This window comes from Agrobacterium sp. O3.4 (genome assembly GCF_041414895.1).
GTDB lineage: Bacteria > Pseudomonadota > Alphaproteobacteria > Rhizobiales > Rhizobiaceae > Agrobacterium > Agrobacterium cucumeris.
In genome coordinates this window covers 174,357-190,361 of the sequence record NZ_JALPZP010000008.1, presented here as the reverse complement: position 1 = coordinate 190,361, position 16,005 = coordinate 174,357, and the positions used below count along the sequence as shown (strand labels likewise).

General features: G+C 58.2%; 12 protein-coding genes and 2 pseudogenes. 6 read left to right on the top strand and 8 right to left on the bottom strand.

The annotated features are described in order from the left end of the window. Positions 1 to 271 precede the first annotated feature (271 nt). On the top strand, positions 272 to 493 hold the full coding sequence (locus tag M0412_RS24480; RefSeq protein ID WP_236774525.1) for an amidase family protein: 222 nt from the start codon (positions 272 to 274) through the stop codon (positions 491 to 493). Between the two features lie 303 nt (positions 494 to 796). On the opposite strand, the gene M0412_RS24475 is transcribed toward M0412_RS24480, so the two are convergent. Further along, complete coding sequence (locus tag M0412_RS24475) at positions 797 to 1,510, bottom strand: GntR family transcriptional regulator (RefSeq protein ID WP_142859807.1); 714 nt, start codon at positions 1,508 to 1,510, stop codon at positions 797 to 799. A gap of 155 nt (positions 1,511 to 1,665) precedes the next feature. On the opposite strand from M0412_RS24475, the pseudogene M0412_RS24470 reads away from it, so the two are divergent. Continuing rightward, positions 1,666 to 3,117: pseudogene (locus tag M0412_RS24470) on the top strand (NAD-dependent succinate-semialdehyde dehydrogenase). A 335-nt stretch (positions 3,118 to 3,452) separates the two neighbouring features. Further along, on the top strand, positions 3,453 to 3,863 hold the full coding sequence (locus tag M0412_RS24465) for a GFA family protein (RefSeq protein WP_142859809.1): 411 nt from the start codon (positions 3,453 to 3,455) through the stop codon (positions 3,861 to 3,863). Between the two features lie 179 nt (positions 3,864 to 4,042). On the opposite strand, the gene M0412_RS24460 is transcribed toward M0412_RS24465, so the two are convergent. Beyond that, positions 4,043 to 6,922: an AAA family ATPase gene (locus tag M0412_RS24460; RefSeq protein WP_142859811.1), complete on the bottom strand. Its 2,880-nt coding sequence runs from the start codon at positions 6,920 to 6,922 to the stop codon at positions 4,043 to 4,045. Positions 6,923 to 7,273: 351 nt separating this feature from the next. Here M0412_RS24460 and M0412_RS24455 point away from each other — a divergent pair, with 351 nt between their 5' ends. Genes M0412_RS24455 through M0412_RS24445 form a run of 3 tightly spaced genes read left to right on the top strand, consistent with a single transcriptional unit; the run spans position 7,274 to position 9,497 of the window. After that, complete coding sequence (locus tag M0412_RS24455; RefSeq protein ID WP_142859813.1) at positions 7,274 to 7,855, top strand: glutathione S-transferase N-terminal domain-containing protein; 582 nt, start codon at positions 7,274 to 7,276, stop codon at positions 7,853 to 7,855. Next, the gene (locus M0412_RS24450; protein ID WP_142859815.1) at positions 7,852 to 8,718 is read left to right on the top strand and encodes an alpha/beta fold hydrolase; all 867 of its coding nucleotides are present in this window, start codon (positions 7,852 to 7,854) and stop codon (positions 8,716 to 8,718) included. Before M0412_RS24455 ends, M0412_RS24450 begins: the two co-directional genes overlap by 4 nt. A gap of 11 nt (positions 8,719 to 8,729) precedes the next feature. Beyond that, complete coding sequence (locus tag M0412_RS24445; protein WP_142859817.1) at positions 8,730 to 9,497, top strand: class I SAM-dependent methyltransferase; 768 nt, start codon at positions 8,730 to 8,732, stop codon at positions 9,495 to 9,497. Positions 9,498 to 9,711: 214 nt separating this feature from the next. On the opposite strand, the pseudogene M0412_RS24440 reads toward M0412_RS24445, so the two are convergent. The 6 genes and pseudogenes from M0412_RS24440 to M0412_RS24415 form a co-directional block, all read right to left on the bottom strand. After that, positions 9,712 to 10,228 (bottom strand): annotated as a pseudogene (locus M0412_RS24440) (IS3 family transposase); the annotation flags it as partial. Next, positions 10,215 to 10,892, bottom strand: coding sequence for a GntR family transcriptional regulator (locus tag M0412_RS24435; RefSeq protein ID WP_269703776.1), 678 nt, complete (start codon positions 10,890 to 10,892; stop codon positions 10,215 to 10,217). The pseudogene M0412_RS24440 and the gene M0412_RS24435, both read right to left, overlap by 14 nt. Before the next feature lie 149 nt (positions 10,893 to 11,041). Continuing rightward, positions 11,042 to 12,280 carry an ABC transporter substrate-binding protein gene (locus M0412_RS24430; RefSeq protein WP_283159217.1) on the bottom strand — a complete coding sequence of 413 codons (1,239 nt, stop codon included), beginning with the start codon at positions 12,278 to 12,280 and terminating at the stop codon, positions 11,042 to 11,044. A 49-nt stretch (positions 12,281 to 12,329) separates the two neighbouring features. Continuing rightward, positions 12,330 to 14,240: an ABC transporter permease gene (locus M0412_RS24425; protein ID WP_269703778.1), complete on the bottom strand. Its 1,911-nt coding sequence runs from the start codon at positions 14,238 to 14,240 to the stop codon at positions 12,330 to 12,332. Positions 14,241 to 14,264: 24 nt separating this feature from the next. Beyond that, entirely contained in the window at positions 14,265 to 14,966 is a 702-nt protein-coding gene (locus tag M0412_RS24420) for an ABC transporter ATP-binding protein (protein ID WP_269703780.1), read from the bottom strand. Beyond that, on the bottom strand, positions 14,966 to 15,709 hold the full coding sequence (locus M0412_RS24415; protein WP_269703782.1) for an ABC transporter ATP-binding protein: 744 nt from the start codon (positions 15,707 to 15,709) through the stop codon (positions 14,966 to 14,968). The genes M0412_RS24420 and M0412_RS24415 overlap by 1 nt, the downstream gene beginning before the upstream one ends. Positions 15,710 to 16,005: the final 296 nt, after the last annotated feature.

Sequence of the window (16,005 nt, the reverse complement as noted above, 5' to 3'; positions counted from 1 at the left end):
GCGCCGCCGACGTTCCGGCCCGGAGAGAACTTCCATCTTAAAATTGCTGCTAGTCATATTACCAACATTACTCCTACACACTTAGCTAAGTGGGGGAGCATGTCCGGGCCTTTCGGGGGCTAATTCACTTGCCATTGCGGCCAATTTCCGCTCTCGTGCATAAACAGGGCCGCTCAAGCGCGCCGGAAAATGTATGGTCCATAGGCACCGAGAATAGGCTTCATGGAAAGACGCGGAATCCTTTCGACACATCGCGGACCGCTGATGGGTCCTGGGGGGCGCAGCGGCGGCAGTTGCTGCACGTTTCGTAGCAGTCGCAGAAGGTTCGGACGGAGCCGGATCGATCCGAGTTCCTGCATTGTGCTGCGGGTTGTCGGCCTCAAACGATCACGTGGCCGGATTACCTATGGTCCAGATATCGCTGATGCGTGGTTCGGTTGTGTATATACGCTTTGCAAAAGCCCTACAGTCCGGGACACGGCAGCATTTCTAGACGTTACTTCAGACAATTCTCCTGGCGATCCTTCCGCAACGTAGAAGCCGGAGCAGAGTTGGTTGTCACTTAGCACACAATCTCCGATGAATTGAAAAATGGCGTCACGCGGGGGGGGGGGGCCAACTGGGGTCCTGCCCCTGACCCGGAGGCCTGTCAGCGCTCGCAACAAACTACATCGGTCTAAAGCTGGTCTTCCTGTGGGGATCCAGTACGTTGCCAGGCACGGGGACGAAACCACTCTTCTTCAACTCGCGGCTCAAGTCGAGGATCATCATCCCTGGAAGTCCCATTTGCCAGCCGTTAGCGGAGTTGCGCGGTGATCGTTTTCTCCTCGTTTGCGAGAAATTCGATCCTTGGGAGAAGGAAGTCTGCGGCTTTCGAGATGTCGGCCACCATATGGCGTCGCACCTCGGAAGCGTTGCCATTCCGGATTTCCCTGACAATGTGCTCATGTTCCTCGTTGGCGATTGAGCCGTACCCGGGGTGTGAGAAGAGCTCGTTCATATAGACGCCAACCTCACCCCATAGATTCTCGATGATACGAAGTAAACGAGGCGACGAGGCATGCTGGTAAATCGTAAAGTGGAAGCGTTGGTTAAGAGAGACGTAGTCGGCGTGGTCTTCGCGCTTGGCGGCGTCACCAAGTTGTTGAGACAGTGCCGCTAGCTCGGAAATCACCCGCGGCGGCAGGATCTTCGTGGCAAGCTCGGCGGCCAGGCCCTCGAGTTCGCATCGAATCCGGAAGAGCTCCACGAATTTGGCGGCATCCCAGTCGGGGACTGCAATGGATCGGTTAGCCAGCATGACGAGTTGTCCTTCCCCGACAAGCCGTTGCAAAGCCTCACGAATAGGAGTCGTGGAAATGCCGTAAGCTTCTGCCAACGTACGGATCACAAGTACCTGCCGTGGAGTGAACTCTCCTGAGATCAGACTGCTTTTAATCGAGTCGTAGGCGCGCTCGTTAAGTGGCTTATATTCGATCTTGCCCATATCACTTTTGAACACAGTCATCATGGCCTGTTTCTTGGTTTGTAATCATCGTGACATCATACAACATGTCATTGCCGCGACAATGACAATAATTCCCTCGGGCGAGTAGAATGTCGACTATCATACAACTTAAACGACGTGAACGTGCAGCTTGTCCCCAAATGCGCAGGAGTTACCTAATGACCATCTCGGACACACTCGTATCGAAGTTGAACGCCACCTCTCTCGTTAGCGACAAAGCTTTTCTTGCAGGAAGGTGGGCTGCCAAGAGCGACAGCGGGAAGACCTCCAAGGTGACGAACCCGCCAATGGCGAGTTGATCGCCACGCTGCCGGACATGAACCGGGCCGAGGCGGCCCGTGCGATCGATGCCGCCTACAGGGCGCGGAAGACCGGCAAGGAGCGCGCAGCCGTGCTGCGCAAATTATACGACCTGATCGTCGCCAATGCTGACCACCTCGCCACGATCCTGACCATGGAAATGGGCAAGCCGCTGGCCGAGGCCAAGGGCGAGATCCTCTACGGCGCGTCCTGTGTCGAATGGTTCGGCGAGGAGGCAAAGCGCGTCTATGGCAATACTATTCCGGGTCACCAACAGGACAAGCGCATCATCGTCATCAAATAGCGATCGGCATTGTCGCGGCGATCACGCCTTGGAACTTCCCGAACGCCATGCTGGCCCGCAAGTTTGCGCCGGCCGTGGCCGCCGGCTGCGCCATGATCTCGAAGCCAGCAGCGGAAACGGCGCTCTCGCTGGCGCTCCTGGCCGAGCGTGCAGGTCTCCCGGCTGGTATCTGCAACGTCGTCACCTCAAAGGACTCGCCGGCGATCGGCAAGTAGTTCGCGGAGAACGACAAGGTCCACAAGCTGACCTTCACCGGATCGACAGGCATGGGCAAGAACCTGATGTGCCAGGGCGCCGAACAGATCATGAAGCTGGGCCTCGAGATTGGCGGCAACGCACCCTTGATCGTTTTTGACGAAGCCGATCTCGACGCGGCGGTCGAGGGAGCCATGGTCTCCAAGTACCGCAACAACGGTCAGACCTGCGTCTGCGCCAACCGCCTTTACGTCCAGGCCGGCGTCTATGACGCGTTTGCTAAGAAACTGACCGAAAAGGTTGGCGCGTTGAAGGTAGGTGATGGCTTCGAATCGGGCGTCAATGCAGGCCCGCTGATCACCGAGAAAGCGGTCGAGAAGGTCGAGGAACACATCGCGGACGCGCTTAAGAAGGGCGCGAAGATCGCTGTCGGAGGCAAGCCGCATGAGAAGGGCGGCCTTTTCTTCCAGCCGGCCATCCTGACCGGCGTCATCAGCGAGATGATCGTTGCCCGCGAGGAAACCTTCGGTCCGGTGGCACCATTGTTCAAATTCGAGACGGAGAAACAGGTTATCGAGATGGCCAACAACACCGAGTTCGGCCTGGCCTCCTACTTCTTCTCGAAGGATGTCTCGAAGATCTTCCGCGTCGCCGAAGCACTTGAATACGGCATGGTCAGCGTCAACACCGGCCTGATTTCCACCGAAGTGGCGCCCTTCGGCGGCATCAGCAGTCCGAGCAGGGCCGCGAAGGTTCGAAGTACGGCACCGAGGATTACATCGAAATCAAATACATTTGCTTGAGCATCTGAGGACAGCTGCGCCGGCCGAATGGGGCGAAGCTCACCTCCAGGCCCAGGAGAAACGCCGCAATAGGCACCGGACTGACTTGACTGCGCAAAACAGACACAGCCGATGGGCGTCATGGTTTGGCGACGACGCTGTTCGGCCTTCTGGATAATTTCGACCAAATCCCCGCTAGACTTGGGAATATCCGCGATCTACAATCCGGCTCATATATGAGAGCCTAAAGTGACAGTGGATATTTGCCCCGTTCTACCGCCCGGGCAAAGAACTGCCATTCGGGCCTGCGGCTTCATCCCTCAACCTTGACAAGAATCCCAGGGTGCACCCTGGAGGATGTACCATGCACGATGCTGAATGCGCCTGCGGCGCTCTGAAATTGAAAGTCGGCGAGCCGCCAAAATTGACTGCGCTATGCCACTGCCTCGCTTGCCAGAGGAGAACTGGGGCGCCGTTCAGCGCTAATGCGTTCTACTCGATCGACAGCGTCGAAATATCGGGAGCCTCCACAGAGTTCGTTCGCACTGCTGAGAGTGGCCGTAAGGTCCGAATGCATTTTTGTCCAACTTGTGGCTCGACCGTCTATTGGCAGGCCGATGCTTCCCCGGATTGGATCGGCGTGGCGGTGGGATCATTTGCGGATCTCAGCTTCGAACCACCTGCCCTGTCGGTATTTGAACAATCGAAACATAAGTGGGTGCGACTTGACGATGCGATGGAGCATTTCCGAGGTTTGCCTGTTGACAAGGATTAATCTTACTTTCCGCGGTTGCCGACAGTTGTGGCGAAGCGGCTAGGACGCTCAGTCATTTCCCGAAGTAGCCGTCGCCCTTGAGAGCCTCCCGCTCAAGACGCCATTGCTTGAGAGCGGCGCTATACGGCTGAACTTCTTTGTTAATCCGCATGTGCTCTGTGGATCCGGGCCAACGAGTCTTATCCTAAATCAATGATCCTAAGCCGATGCGCGATCGCGGCCGCTGCGCCACGATTGGGAACGGAAAGTTTGCTCAAAATATTGGACACGTGCACGCTCGCCGTTTTCGGGCTGATGAATAAATTCTTGGCTATCTCGCGGTTGCTTTGGCCGTTGGCGATAAGTCGGAGTACCTCGAATTCCCGGTCGGTTAAGCCGAAAGGCGCCCTTGGGACATAGCCGCTCTCTCCATCTCGGAGATCAATACGAGCCTTCGCAGCGATGGCCTCGATCTGGTGGGACAGAGGTTGCGCGCGAATCGACTGTGCAAGATGAAGTGCCCGTCGGAAATTGTGCGCCCCGATCGCTCGCTTGCCAGCGTTCATTGCGGCGGCACCTGCCTGCATGAGGGCATATGCCTGCGGGAACGGCTGGCTTAGACCGGCCCAGCTTCGAGCGACTGACTCCCATGTATCCAGATCAGAAGCTGTGACGCGTGACATCTCAGCCGAGATCTCCAGCCTCAGGACCTGCTCCAGCATATTGCGGCACGAGGCCCGAGCGGCGAGTTCAGCGAGGTCAAGAGCGACGTCGTTCTGGTTCGTGTCGACGGCAACGCGTATGGCGGAAACCAGGAGCGACCAAGACACTCCTCGTCGAGTCTTCAGGTATTTTCGGGCGGATCTCACCAACTCTGCCGAATAGTCGCAGTTACCTGAAAGAGCACCGCTTTCGATCTCAAATCTAAGAAGATTGGCCTCCATATAGTCGACAACCTGCGGTCCGGGCGGAAGACCGCGCAAAGATCGTACCGCCGCCGCTATCCGATCCGCATCGCCTAACACGATTGCGATCTCCGCTCGGCATTCAAAGACTTGAATAAGCCCCAGTGGCAGCGGATCAAGCGCCGCCATCCGTTCACAGGTCTCAGCGGCAGCGGATACGCGGCCCAAAGCCAAGTACGCGCGACAAAGGGGTGAACCGACTATTGCGCCTATATATCGAGCTTGGCCGAGCTCGACCGTCCGCTCGAAAATCGCTGGGCCGATCTCAAGGATACTCGCATAGTTTCCCGTCTCCAACAGGGCCTGAAGTAGGGCGGCGCCAGCCAGCACCTCGACCCGGCCGATTGAAGCGTGGTCGGCGCGCCGAGCCACGCTCCAAAACGCCTCGACGTCAGACCCATTCTCCGCGAAACTCACCAAGGCCTCTATGACCAGGGCCTCGATGCGATACTCCTCGTCATCTAGCCTTTCCGCGAGATCAATCAATTGCTCGCCTAGTTGCTTGGCGCGATCGAATTCTCCTCGCAGTATCAGCGCGCGGGAAAACTGCCCGAGGGCGTCAGCGCGCAACCTTGTTGGACGAGTTGCATGGTCAAGTGCACGCTCGAGATCTGCGATCTCCCCTGCGATAAGTGAATGCTGACGCATTACGGCACGCTGCAGGAGAAGACCTGCCAACAGTTCCCCGTCGCGGTCGATGTCCAGTTCGGCAAGTGCGCGTTCGACAAAGGCGAGCCCCTGCTCCGCCTCGGCTGCCCAGCAAGCGGCGTCAGCGGCGAGCTCCAGCACTTTGCAATGGTCCGCACCGATCAATCCGTTGGCATTTTCGACTTCAGGCCATGCGGCCAATACGAGCTTCAGCATTTCCATCTGGTCCATATAGGCGAAAGCAGCAGCGGCTTCCGCCGCAGCATGCCAGGCCCATTTGAGGCATCGTTCCGCCTGGCCGGCGCCTTGCCAGTGCCGCGCCAGCGCTACGGAATGCCAGATGCGATAGCTTGGAACCGGTCCACGTTCGAGCACATCCGCATAAATCAAATGGATTGCCACCTTTTCGCCGGCAATCAGGTCGTCCCGCACCGCGTTGTGGATGAGCGCGTGGCGGAACGCATACCCTTCTCGATCAGACACCAAAATCCCGGCCATTATCGCGGGGAGTAACAACTCCGCGAGCTCAAGGTCCGGCTTGTTCGCCACATTGCGAAGAAGCGAATGGGTGACATGCGTCCCACCGAGCGCTATCATTTTCAGCAATGCGCGCGTCGTTGCTGGCACATCTCTCACGGCTTTCAGCAGATAGTCGTTGAGCGAGCCGGGAACATCTGTCCGCAGGCTTCCGGATGCATCCACGAGAGCCTCAGTGAATAGCGGGATTCCGCAGCCCCTTGCATAGACGCTGTTGACCATTGCAGGCGTTGGCAGCCGCCCGAGCAGGCCCTCAAGCTGCATGCCAATCTCCTTGCGGGTGAGGCGAGGAAGTTTCACCGCATCGCAACCCTCGGAAAGAGAAAGGTCCGCGATGGTGGTCCGCATGGCGTTGCTGGCGCTCGCCTCTTCGGGTCGGTAGGTGAGGATCAGCATGAGCCGAATTCCCTTCAACCGCCTCGTGAGAAAGCGAAGCAGATCGAAGGTTCCCTGATCGGCCCAGTGAATGTCCTCTATGATAAGGACAAGCGGCAGGTCGCGTGCCAGTTCCTCGAAAAGCCTCCGCAGCGTCTCGAACAGCCGCGACCTTGCGATGCCCGCATCAAATCGTTCGGAGATCTCGCCGAATTCGGGAAGAAGCCACGCCAGTTCTCGCGCACCCTCACGGCCGACGAGCGATGTGATCAGGGACTGGCCGCGCAGACGAACCAATTCATGCAACAGAGCCGTGACAGGCGCATAGGGTAGGGCTGATTCCTGTTGTTCAATGCATCCCCCTTTCAGAATAAAGGCGCGGTCGGAGATCCGGTCTGCGAACTCTTGCGCCAACCGGCTTTTTCCGCCCCCTGCTTCGGCCCCGAGAAGAACGCAGCGTTGCCGGCCGCCAGCAACATCTCGGAAAGCGGTTTCCATGAAAGCGAGTTCTGCGGTTCGGCCCGAGAGCGGCACCCTTTTACAGAAAGTCGACACAAAATACTCCGCTAACGTGAACTCGTAATCAGCAAAGAAGAAGTCACAGTTGTCCCAATGCGCGCGATCAGCAGACGACTGTCCGACTGACGGGAGCGCACCGGCGGTGCCTGGAAGCCAGGGCCGCGGTTGAAGCTGAGCGTCTCCGGCGAAATGCGCGGTCGATCCGTCGGATTACTCTGCTCCCAACATGCATTTCTAATCGGCCTACTCAATATGCCTGATGCGGCACCCCATGCCTTAGCCACAGTATGGGGCACAAAGGGGACGTCCACGGGCATCGACCGGCCGCATGGCCTGACCTACCTCTTCTCAGAAACGCACATAACAAGCAAAGGAAGGATCAATTGGATGAAACTCTACTCGGCGCCCGGGTTCACAAGCCTAGCGGACCACATCGCGATGCTGGAGGCAGGACTTCAGTTCGACCTGGTCAAGGTCGACCTCGAGACCAGGCAGATTGAAAGCGGCGGTTTATACACGGACATCAATCCAACGGGCTATGTGCCCGCTCTTATGTTTGACGATGGTGAGATGCTGACCGAAAACGTCGCGATCCTGGCCTGGGTCGCCGATTGCGAACCAAAGCTGGCACCGCAAGGCCATCTCAGCCGCTATCGCCTGCTCGAGATGCTGAGCTTTATCGCGACCGAGATTCACAAGCGCTTTCCCACCTACCTCTCCCTTCCAGAGGAAGTCAGGGAGCCGACCGGCCTGCAAATAGTACACTGGTTCGGCTTCGTCGCGGGTCGACTGGAACGGGGCTATCTGTTCGGAGAGATCTTCACAGTCGCGGACGCCTATCTCTTCCAACTTGCCTGGGGCGCGACTCACCTCGGGTTCTCCCTGCCGGAACCCTTCGAAGGCTACATCGCACGAATCATGCAGCGGCCTTCCGTGCAAGCCGCGCTGCACCGGGAGGGACTCGCATGAGTGGACTGATGATCCGCACTGACGGGGTCGAACTCGCGACGCAGAGCTTTGGCGATGCAAACGACCCACCGCTCGTTCTCATCATGGGCGGAATGGCGTCGATGCTGTGGTGGCCCGAGGGATTCTGCGAGCGCCTGGCTGGGCGAGGTCGCTTTATCATCCGCTATGACCAGCGCGACACCGGCCTTTCGACAAAATATCCACCCGGTAGGCCCGGCTACACCTTCGACGATGCTGTCGGCGACGTCTTCCGCGTGCTCGACGGCTACGGGACTTCAAGCGCTCATATCGTCGGCTTCTCCCTCGGCGGCATGGTCGGCCAGGTGGCCGCATTGAGGAATCCAGAGCGCGTGCTGTCGCTGACGACGATCAGCACCTCGCCGGTCGGCGTCGACACGTCCGGCCTTCCAGCTAGCGGCCCGGCCTGGATGGAACATATGTCCGTGGAGGCAAACTGGTCGGACCGAGCGGATGCAGTCGCCTACCTGGTCGAGGATGCGCGCCTGACGGCAGGGACGGCACACCAGTTCGACGCAGCAGGCACCCGCGCTTTTCTCGAACGAGATTTCGACCGCTCTGGAGGCTATCTGAGTGCCACCAACCACAGCGTCCTTTTCGACGTCGGCGCGACATGGCGGGGGCGGCTGGCCGAGATGAACGTGCCGCTTCTCGTCATTCACGGCACGGCCGATCCGGTTTTCCCGATAGCGCATGGCGAGACTCTCGCACGAGCCGTGGCTGGTGCCAGGTTTGTGAAAATCGAAAGTGGGGGCCATGAACTTCATCCCGGTGACTGGGACAAAATCGTTTCCGCCATCAACGAACATGTCGGAATGCCGCCAAATGACAGTGACAAGCAGTGAGAGCAAAGACCTTGAATCGCGCCGACTTCTATGACGCCGAATTACAACGGCACAATCAGCACCTGCGCGCGGCCGCCGGCGTTGGCACACGAGATCGCGTGCTCGATATCGGCTGCGGGGCAGGACAAACGACGCGTGAGGCCGCCCGCGTCGCGGTGAATGGCCATGCGGTCGGCGTGGATACGTCGCGGAAGATGCTTGAGATCGCGCGACGACGTGCCAGCGAAGCGGGACTGCGGAATGTTACATTCGAGCATGGCGATGCCCAGCATCACCCATTTCCGCCAGCGAGCTTTGACCTATGCATCAGTCGGTTTGGTACCATGTTCTTTGCCGATCCGGCAGCCGCGTGTGCCAATATAGCCCGCGCGATGCGTCCAGGCGCGCGCCTTGCATGGATGGTGTGGCAGAGCCAGGAGCGCAATGATTGGGCCCGGTCCATCAGACGGGCTATGGCACCCCTGATCGCAGTTTCCCCCGATGCTCCCGCAGCATTTTCAATGAGCGATCCCGCCATTGTAACGGAAGTCCTCAGGGATGCAGGCTTCGGTTCGATCAATTTTGCCGAGGTGCGAGAATCCGTTTTCTATGGCGTGGATATCGATGCGGCCTCTGAAGCACTCATCGATCTCTATCTGGCAAAGGAGGACATGACCCACGCCGCCGAGCAGCGTGACAGGGCATTGAAACAATTGGGTGATTTGCTTGAGGCGCATGTTACCCCCGAGGGAGTACTCTTCGACTCCTACGCGTGGATCATAACTGCTCGCATGCTCTGAAAAGGGGTGATGGCCGGACGCGCAAACAATTTTCTTCTTTTTGCAGCTGAAAGGACTCGAAACGTCGCTAATTGTTTTCAGATAATTGGTCATCGTGCGCAGTATGGCAGTCCGCGCTCATTAGTTTTGCTTGTGGCGTTACCAATGAAAGGAGAGGTGGTCCCGCTTGGTGAGACAGTTTGGCGGCTTGGCTAAGGTGGATCGGGTTACGTTTTTACGCCGCCAGTTTCTCCGTCATTTCCGCCATAGCATAGACCTCGTCGGGCGTCTTGCCGCCGAAGGTCGAGTGCGGGCGTCGCCGGTTGTAATAGTCGATCCAGGAACCGATGCCGCTGCGGGCTTCGCTTCCCGTCTCGAATGCGTTGGGGAAGACGCACTCGTATTTGAGGCTGCGCCACAGCCGCTCGATGAAGACGTTGTCCATCCAGCGCCCGCGTCCGTCCATGGAGATGCGAATGCCGGCGTCCTTCAGCGCGTCGTGAAGGCGAAGCTGGTGAACTGGCATCCCTGGACGGTATTGAGATGTCGGGCTTGCCGTGGCAGGCGATCGCCTCTTCAAGAGCGGCGACGCAAAAGTCGGCATCCATCGTGTTCGATAGCCGCCAGGCCAGCACCTTGCGGCTGAACCAGTTCATGATGGCGACCAGGTAGAGGAAGCCGCGCGGCATCGGGATATAGGTCACATCCGCACACCAGACCTGATCCGGCCGCTTGCCCTCAAGATTTGCCAATGGAGAAGGCAGCCCTCGGCTTCTCCTTGACGGCTTTCATGAACAGTGGCTCCCATGACCGAATGTGAGACTTGAGCAAAACAGACAGCTCTTCGGCATCGCCTGAGTTTACGAGCTCAACGATACGGTAGTGCTCCGGAACGGACGCCTTCTGGCGCTCGAAACCCTCTTCGGAGATATCGCCGTAAAATCGCATCCGGTCACGTAGCGAGAAGACCGTATCCGTGAGTATGGGATTGCCCGCCGTCGACGTCAGCACGTGGTGGAACTCACGGTCGGCCATGAGATAGGCCCTGAAGCTCTTTGTCTCTACGGCCGCGGCAATCTGATCGGCGAACCGCTCGAGTTTGCCGAGGTTCTTCTTCGGCATCTTCGCGACCTTGATCGCCGCATGGACCTCCAGCACTTCTCGCATGTCGAAAATATTCCGGGTCTCCTCCACCGACGGGGAGGTCACACGAAAGCCGCGGTTCTTGTGAGGCTCGAGAAGTCCTAGACGGACGAGTTCGAGGAGGGCCTCCCTAACAGGCGTTGACGAAGTCCCGAAACTTTCGGCGATTGTAGGAACCGAGTACATGCTTCCAGGCGGTGCGTGACCGGCGATGATTTCGCCCCTGATCTGGCTGAAGACCTGTTCTCTAAGGTTTGTATCTTGGACTTTCATTGAGGCCCCTGTTCGTCACGACAGATGGTCGTAGCGAAGCTCCGAAGTGCGGACTTTATGCGATGCAACCCGATAGGGGCGCAAGGGCATTCGGATGACGATTTTGATGTAGCAGGAAGAGGCGCAGATCGCGCCTCTTCCCTATCTCCTTATTTTTTTACGAGCGTGCACGTGCTCTCCGATAACGGCAGGAAGATATCATCTCCCTTGATGGTGGCGACGATTTCCTCGTAGTCCCATGGGTACTTGGATTCCGAGGGGGATTTGACCTTCACGAGGTACATGTCGTGAACCATTCGACCGTCCTCCCGAATTTTCCCGCCTTGTGCGAAGAAGTCATCCACGGGGAGCTCACGCATCTTGGCGGCGACGGCCTTCGCCTCGTCGGTGCCAGCGGCCTTTACCGCTTTGAGGTAGTGGGCCACGCTGGAATAGACGCCAGCCTGGATGCTCGTCGGCATAGCACCGCCATGGCGCTCGGCGAAACGCTTGGCGAAAGCCCGGGTGTCGTCTGTGCGGTCCCAATAGAAGCCATCGATAAACGAAATGCCTTGAGCCTGCTCGAGGCCCATAGCGTGGATGTCGCTTAGGAACATGACGGGAGCTGTGATTGTCTGTCCGCCTGCGACGATACCGAACTCGTTCGCCTGCTTTACAAGGGTGGAGAGGTCGCGCCCTGAGCCCGCCACGAGAATGGCTTCCGCGCCGGATGCCTGGGCTGGCAGCAGGAATGCGCTGAAGTCAGGTGCGTTGAGTGGATGCCGCACCGAGCCTGCGATCGTTGCACCATTGGCTTCCACTGTCTTCTTCGCGATCGCTTCCAGAGAATGACCGAACGCGAAGTCGGATACGATGAAGTACCAGGACTTCTTGCCTTGAGCGATCAAGGCCTTCACTGGGCCAACACCATTCGAGTAATTATCATAGACCCAGTGGAACCCCGTTGGCGAACATTTCGCCCCGGTAAGGTCCGTGGTCCCTGGGGAGGTGAAGATCGCGATCCGGTTTGCTTCGCGAGCGATATCCTGGACTGCCAGGGCAATAGCGCTGTTGGTTAGGTCGACCAGGGTGTCGACCTGTTCGTTGTCGATCCAACGATGCGCGATGCTCGTACCGACGTCCGCCTTCTGCTGATGGTCGGCGCTGATGAGCTCGATCGGCTTGTCCAGAACGGTCTTGCCGAAGTCTTCAATTGCGAGCTGGGCGGCGACTACCGACCCCTGCCCGTTCATATCCGAGTAAACGCCAGACATATCCGTAAGCACGCCGATCTTCACGACGTCATCGCTTACCGACTGGGCCTGGGCCGGAGACGCCGCCCAGGACACGCCAATAGCAAGTGCTGCCAGAATGCGGCTCGTCCCTTTTAGATGATTCATTCTTCTCATCTGCTGTTCCCTTTGCTTGATGATGCGCTTTGCCCTCGATCTCTCATGCTTACGCACTTGGGATCAGATTCTTCTGGATGGACGGTGAGGATTTGGTGGTATCGACGCGACCGCGCGACGATAGCCAGGAGATGATTTCGCCGACGATGCCGCGACGAAAGGCAAGTATGCAGACCACGAAGACCCCGCCATGGATCACGGTCACCCAAGCTCCGAAGGCCGCGAGATAGTTCTGCATGGCAACGACGATGAATGCGCCGACGACAGGTCCGTAAAGCGTTCCGACACCACCAAGGAAGGTCATCAGGATGACTTCGCCGGACATCGCCCAATGCACATCCGTAAGACTGGCGATCTGGGTCACGATGACTTTGGTCGACCCGGCAAGTCCGGATAGCGCCGCCGAGATAACGAACGCCGCGAGTTTGTACCGCTCGGTCGAGAAGCCGAGTGACTGTGTGCGCGGCTCGTGATCGCGGATGGCCTTTAGTACCTGTCCGAACGGCGAGCGGATAAGTCCCGAAAGGAACAGGAACCCGCCGAGGAACACGACGACCACAAAACCGTAGAGCGTCGTCGGATTGCTAAGGTCGAACAGCCCGAAGAGAATACCGCGCGGAACACTCTGAATCCCGTCCTCGCCGCCCGTCTGCGGTAGCTGCAAGGCGACAAAGTACACCATCTGGGCAAGCGCAAGGCTGATCATCGCGAAGTAGACACCGCTGGAACGCGTGCAAAGCCAACCCGCGACGAGACCCAGCAGCGCCGCGCAACCCGTGCCAGCAAGGATCGCCAGTTCGGGAGGGAGACCCCACATCTTTGCGGCATAGGCCGTGACATAGCCTGCGGTCCCAAGGAACATCGCATGCCCGAACGAGACAAGCTTTCCGTAGCCAGCCATCAAATTGAAAGCGCAGGCGAACAATCCGTAAGTCATCGCCTTCATGAGGAACGCGGGATACGCAAAGAGTGGGGCCACGATGAGCGCAGCGGCCATGGCTCCGAAGAGCGCCCAACGAACAAGGGGCGTTTCACGAGACAGCGATGGCAAGGCTACCGACGTGTGGGAAGCCTGTGCTTTGGACCCGAACAGCCCGGTCGGATAGACGAGCAGAACGAGCGCCATGAGTAGAAAGACGACTGTCGTGGACGCTTCGGGGTAGAAGGCCTTCGTGAGCCCTTCGAGAATGCCTGCTGCGAAACCCGCGATGATGGCCCCTTTGATCGAGCCAAGACCACCGATGACAACCACCGCGAAGATCACGATAAGTATGTCCGCGCCCATCGTCGGATTGACCTGCAAGATCGGCGCGGCAAGAACACCCGCGAATGCCGCCAGCGCAGCACCGCCCCCGTAGACCACCATAATCAAGAGCGGCACGTTGATCCCGAACGCCTGTACGAGCTTCGGGTTCTCGGTCGCGGCTCTCAGCGTCGCTCCTAGGCTGGTCTTCTCGATGACGAACCATGTCGCGAAGCAGACGATGACGGAGGCGACGATCACCCAGGCTCGGTAGTACGGCAGGAAGATGAAGCCGAGATTGACGCCACCCGTCAGTGAAGTCGGGATCGCATAAGGAAGACCCGAAGCACCGAAGAAGAACCGGAAAGCGCCTTGAACTATCAGGGCGAGACCGAATGTCAGGAGCATGCCGTAGAGATGGTCGAGGTGACTGACCCGCCTCAGTACTAAACGCTCCATCGCGATGCCGACAATGCCCACCAGAACAGGACATATGATCAACGCCGGCCAGTACCCAACCCCCAGCCAGTTCAGAAGGAGCCAGGCACCGACAGCCCCCATCATGTAGAGCGCACCGTGCGCGAAATTCGCGATGTTCATCATCCCAAAAATGACGGCGAGGCCGAGGCTGAGGGTCGCGTAGAAAGCCCCGTTGATGATACCGAGCAGGAGTTGGCCGAAGAGCAGCGCCGTCGGAATTCCAAATATAGTTGTCATTTCGCTTTCCGTGCGTGCGAGGGGTCAGATACCCAGGTAGCGTTGGATGGCCGCCAGCCGGCTTGAAAAGTCTGCGGCAACGACCTCGTCTACGAGCGATCCCGTTTCCATGACGTAGTTTCGATCCGCGAGTGCGTGGGCGAAGCCGACGTTCTGCTCGACGAGAAGGATGGTGAAGCCGAGCTCTTTGAGCTTTACGATCGTGTTCTCGATCTGCTTGATGATGATCGGAGCTAAACCCTCTGTCGGCTCGTCCAGCAGTAGCACCCTCGCCCCGGTCCGCAGAATTCGCGCAAGTGCAAGCATCTGCTGTTCACCACCCGAGAGTTTCGTGCCAGGGCTGTCGATGCGCTCGCGAAGGTTCGGAAACAGGTCGAGGATTTCCTCGACCGACATGCCGTTGGCGGCGATGGCTGGAGGTAACAGGAGGTTTTCGCGCACGCTAAGCGTTGCGAAGATTCCGCGCTCTTCTGGACAGAAGGCGATCCCCTTGCGCGCGACCTCGTAGGGCTTTGCAGCCACCAACTCGTCGTCGATATAACGGATCGAACCGGAGCGGTTCTCCATCAGCCCCATAATCGCTTTGAGGGTCGTCGATTTACCTGCGCCATTGCGGCCAAGAAGAGTAACCACCTCACCTTCCTTGAGGTGGAAGTTAAGGCCGTGAAGCACCTTGGATTCGCCGTACCATGCCTCGAGTTTGTTTACTGAAAGGACCTGACCCATTAGTGTGCTCCTCCCGTATAGGCGGCAATGACTTCAGGCCGGGTCGAGACGTCTGAATACGTCCCAGAAGCGAGAACCTGTCCGCGGACCATTACGGTGATGCGGTGGGCTAGGCGCGCGACGACCTGCATATTGTGCTCGACCAGCAGAACGGTACGTCCGATTGCCGTCGTCTGGATCAAGTCGACAACACGGTCGATGTCTTCTCTTCCAAGCCCTGCCATCGGTTCGTCGAGGAGCAAAACGCGAGGATCGGCAGCGACGGTGGTGGCTAACTCGAGAACACGTTTGCCCCCATACGACAGCTGGGCAGCGGCGGTGTCGGCCTCGCGCTGAAAACCAAATTGCTCAATTATCTCCTCTGTTCGCTGGACGAGAGCTCGGTCACGGCGCGCGTTTCCGAGGAGACGCCATTGCAAGCCGCTTCGACGAAGTAGCGCGAGTTCTACGTTTTCCCGGACAGTGAGGGTCTGAAAGACAGCGGAAATCTGGAAAGACCTCACGACGCCCCTCCGCGCGATGGCAGCCGGCTTCATGATGGTGACATCTGCCCCGTCATGAAAAATCTTGCCTTCCGTAGGCTGAAGAAACTTGGTGAGCAGGTTGAAGAGCGTCGTTTTGCCAGCGCCGTTCGGCCCGATCACCGCATGGATCTCGCCCTCTTCCAGGTTGAAGTCGACCCCTTTCACGGCGTAGAATCCGTTGAATGCGATGCTTATTTTTCGCGCTTCCAGCACAGCCATGGGGAGCTCCCTCGGTTACGGGTTACGCGCCGGTAGACGCGTGTCAACTGCGGAGATGGCAATCTGTCGAGCGAAGGGTCCCGTGGTAGCCACGCGGACGCATACGAGCGCTTGTTAAAGCGGGCGCACCAATTTCTGTTTTGAACCCCTCGATCGATCTTGATGCCGATCCTTTGTGATGCGCGACAGTGACGCACTACTGAGGACCTGTCAAGCGGCTTATTAGGAGTTTGATTCCCGATGAAAGACGCATTGACAACGACCATTGGCTGCTTTTAGTAATGCACTACTATCAC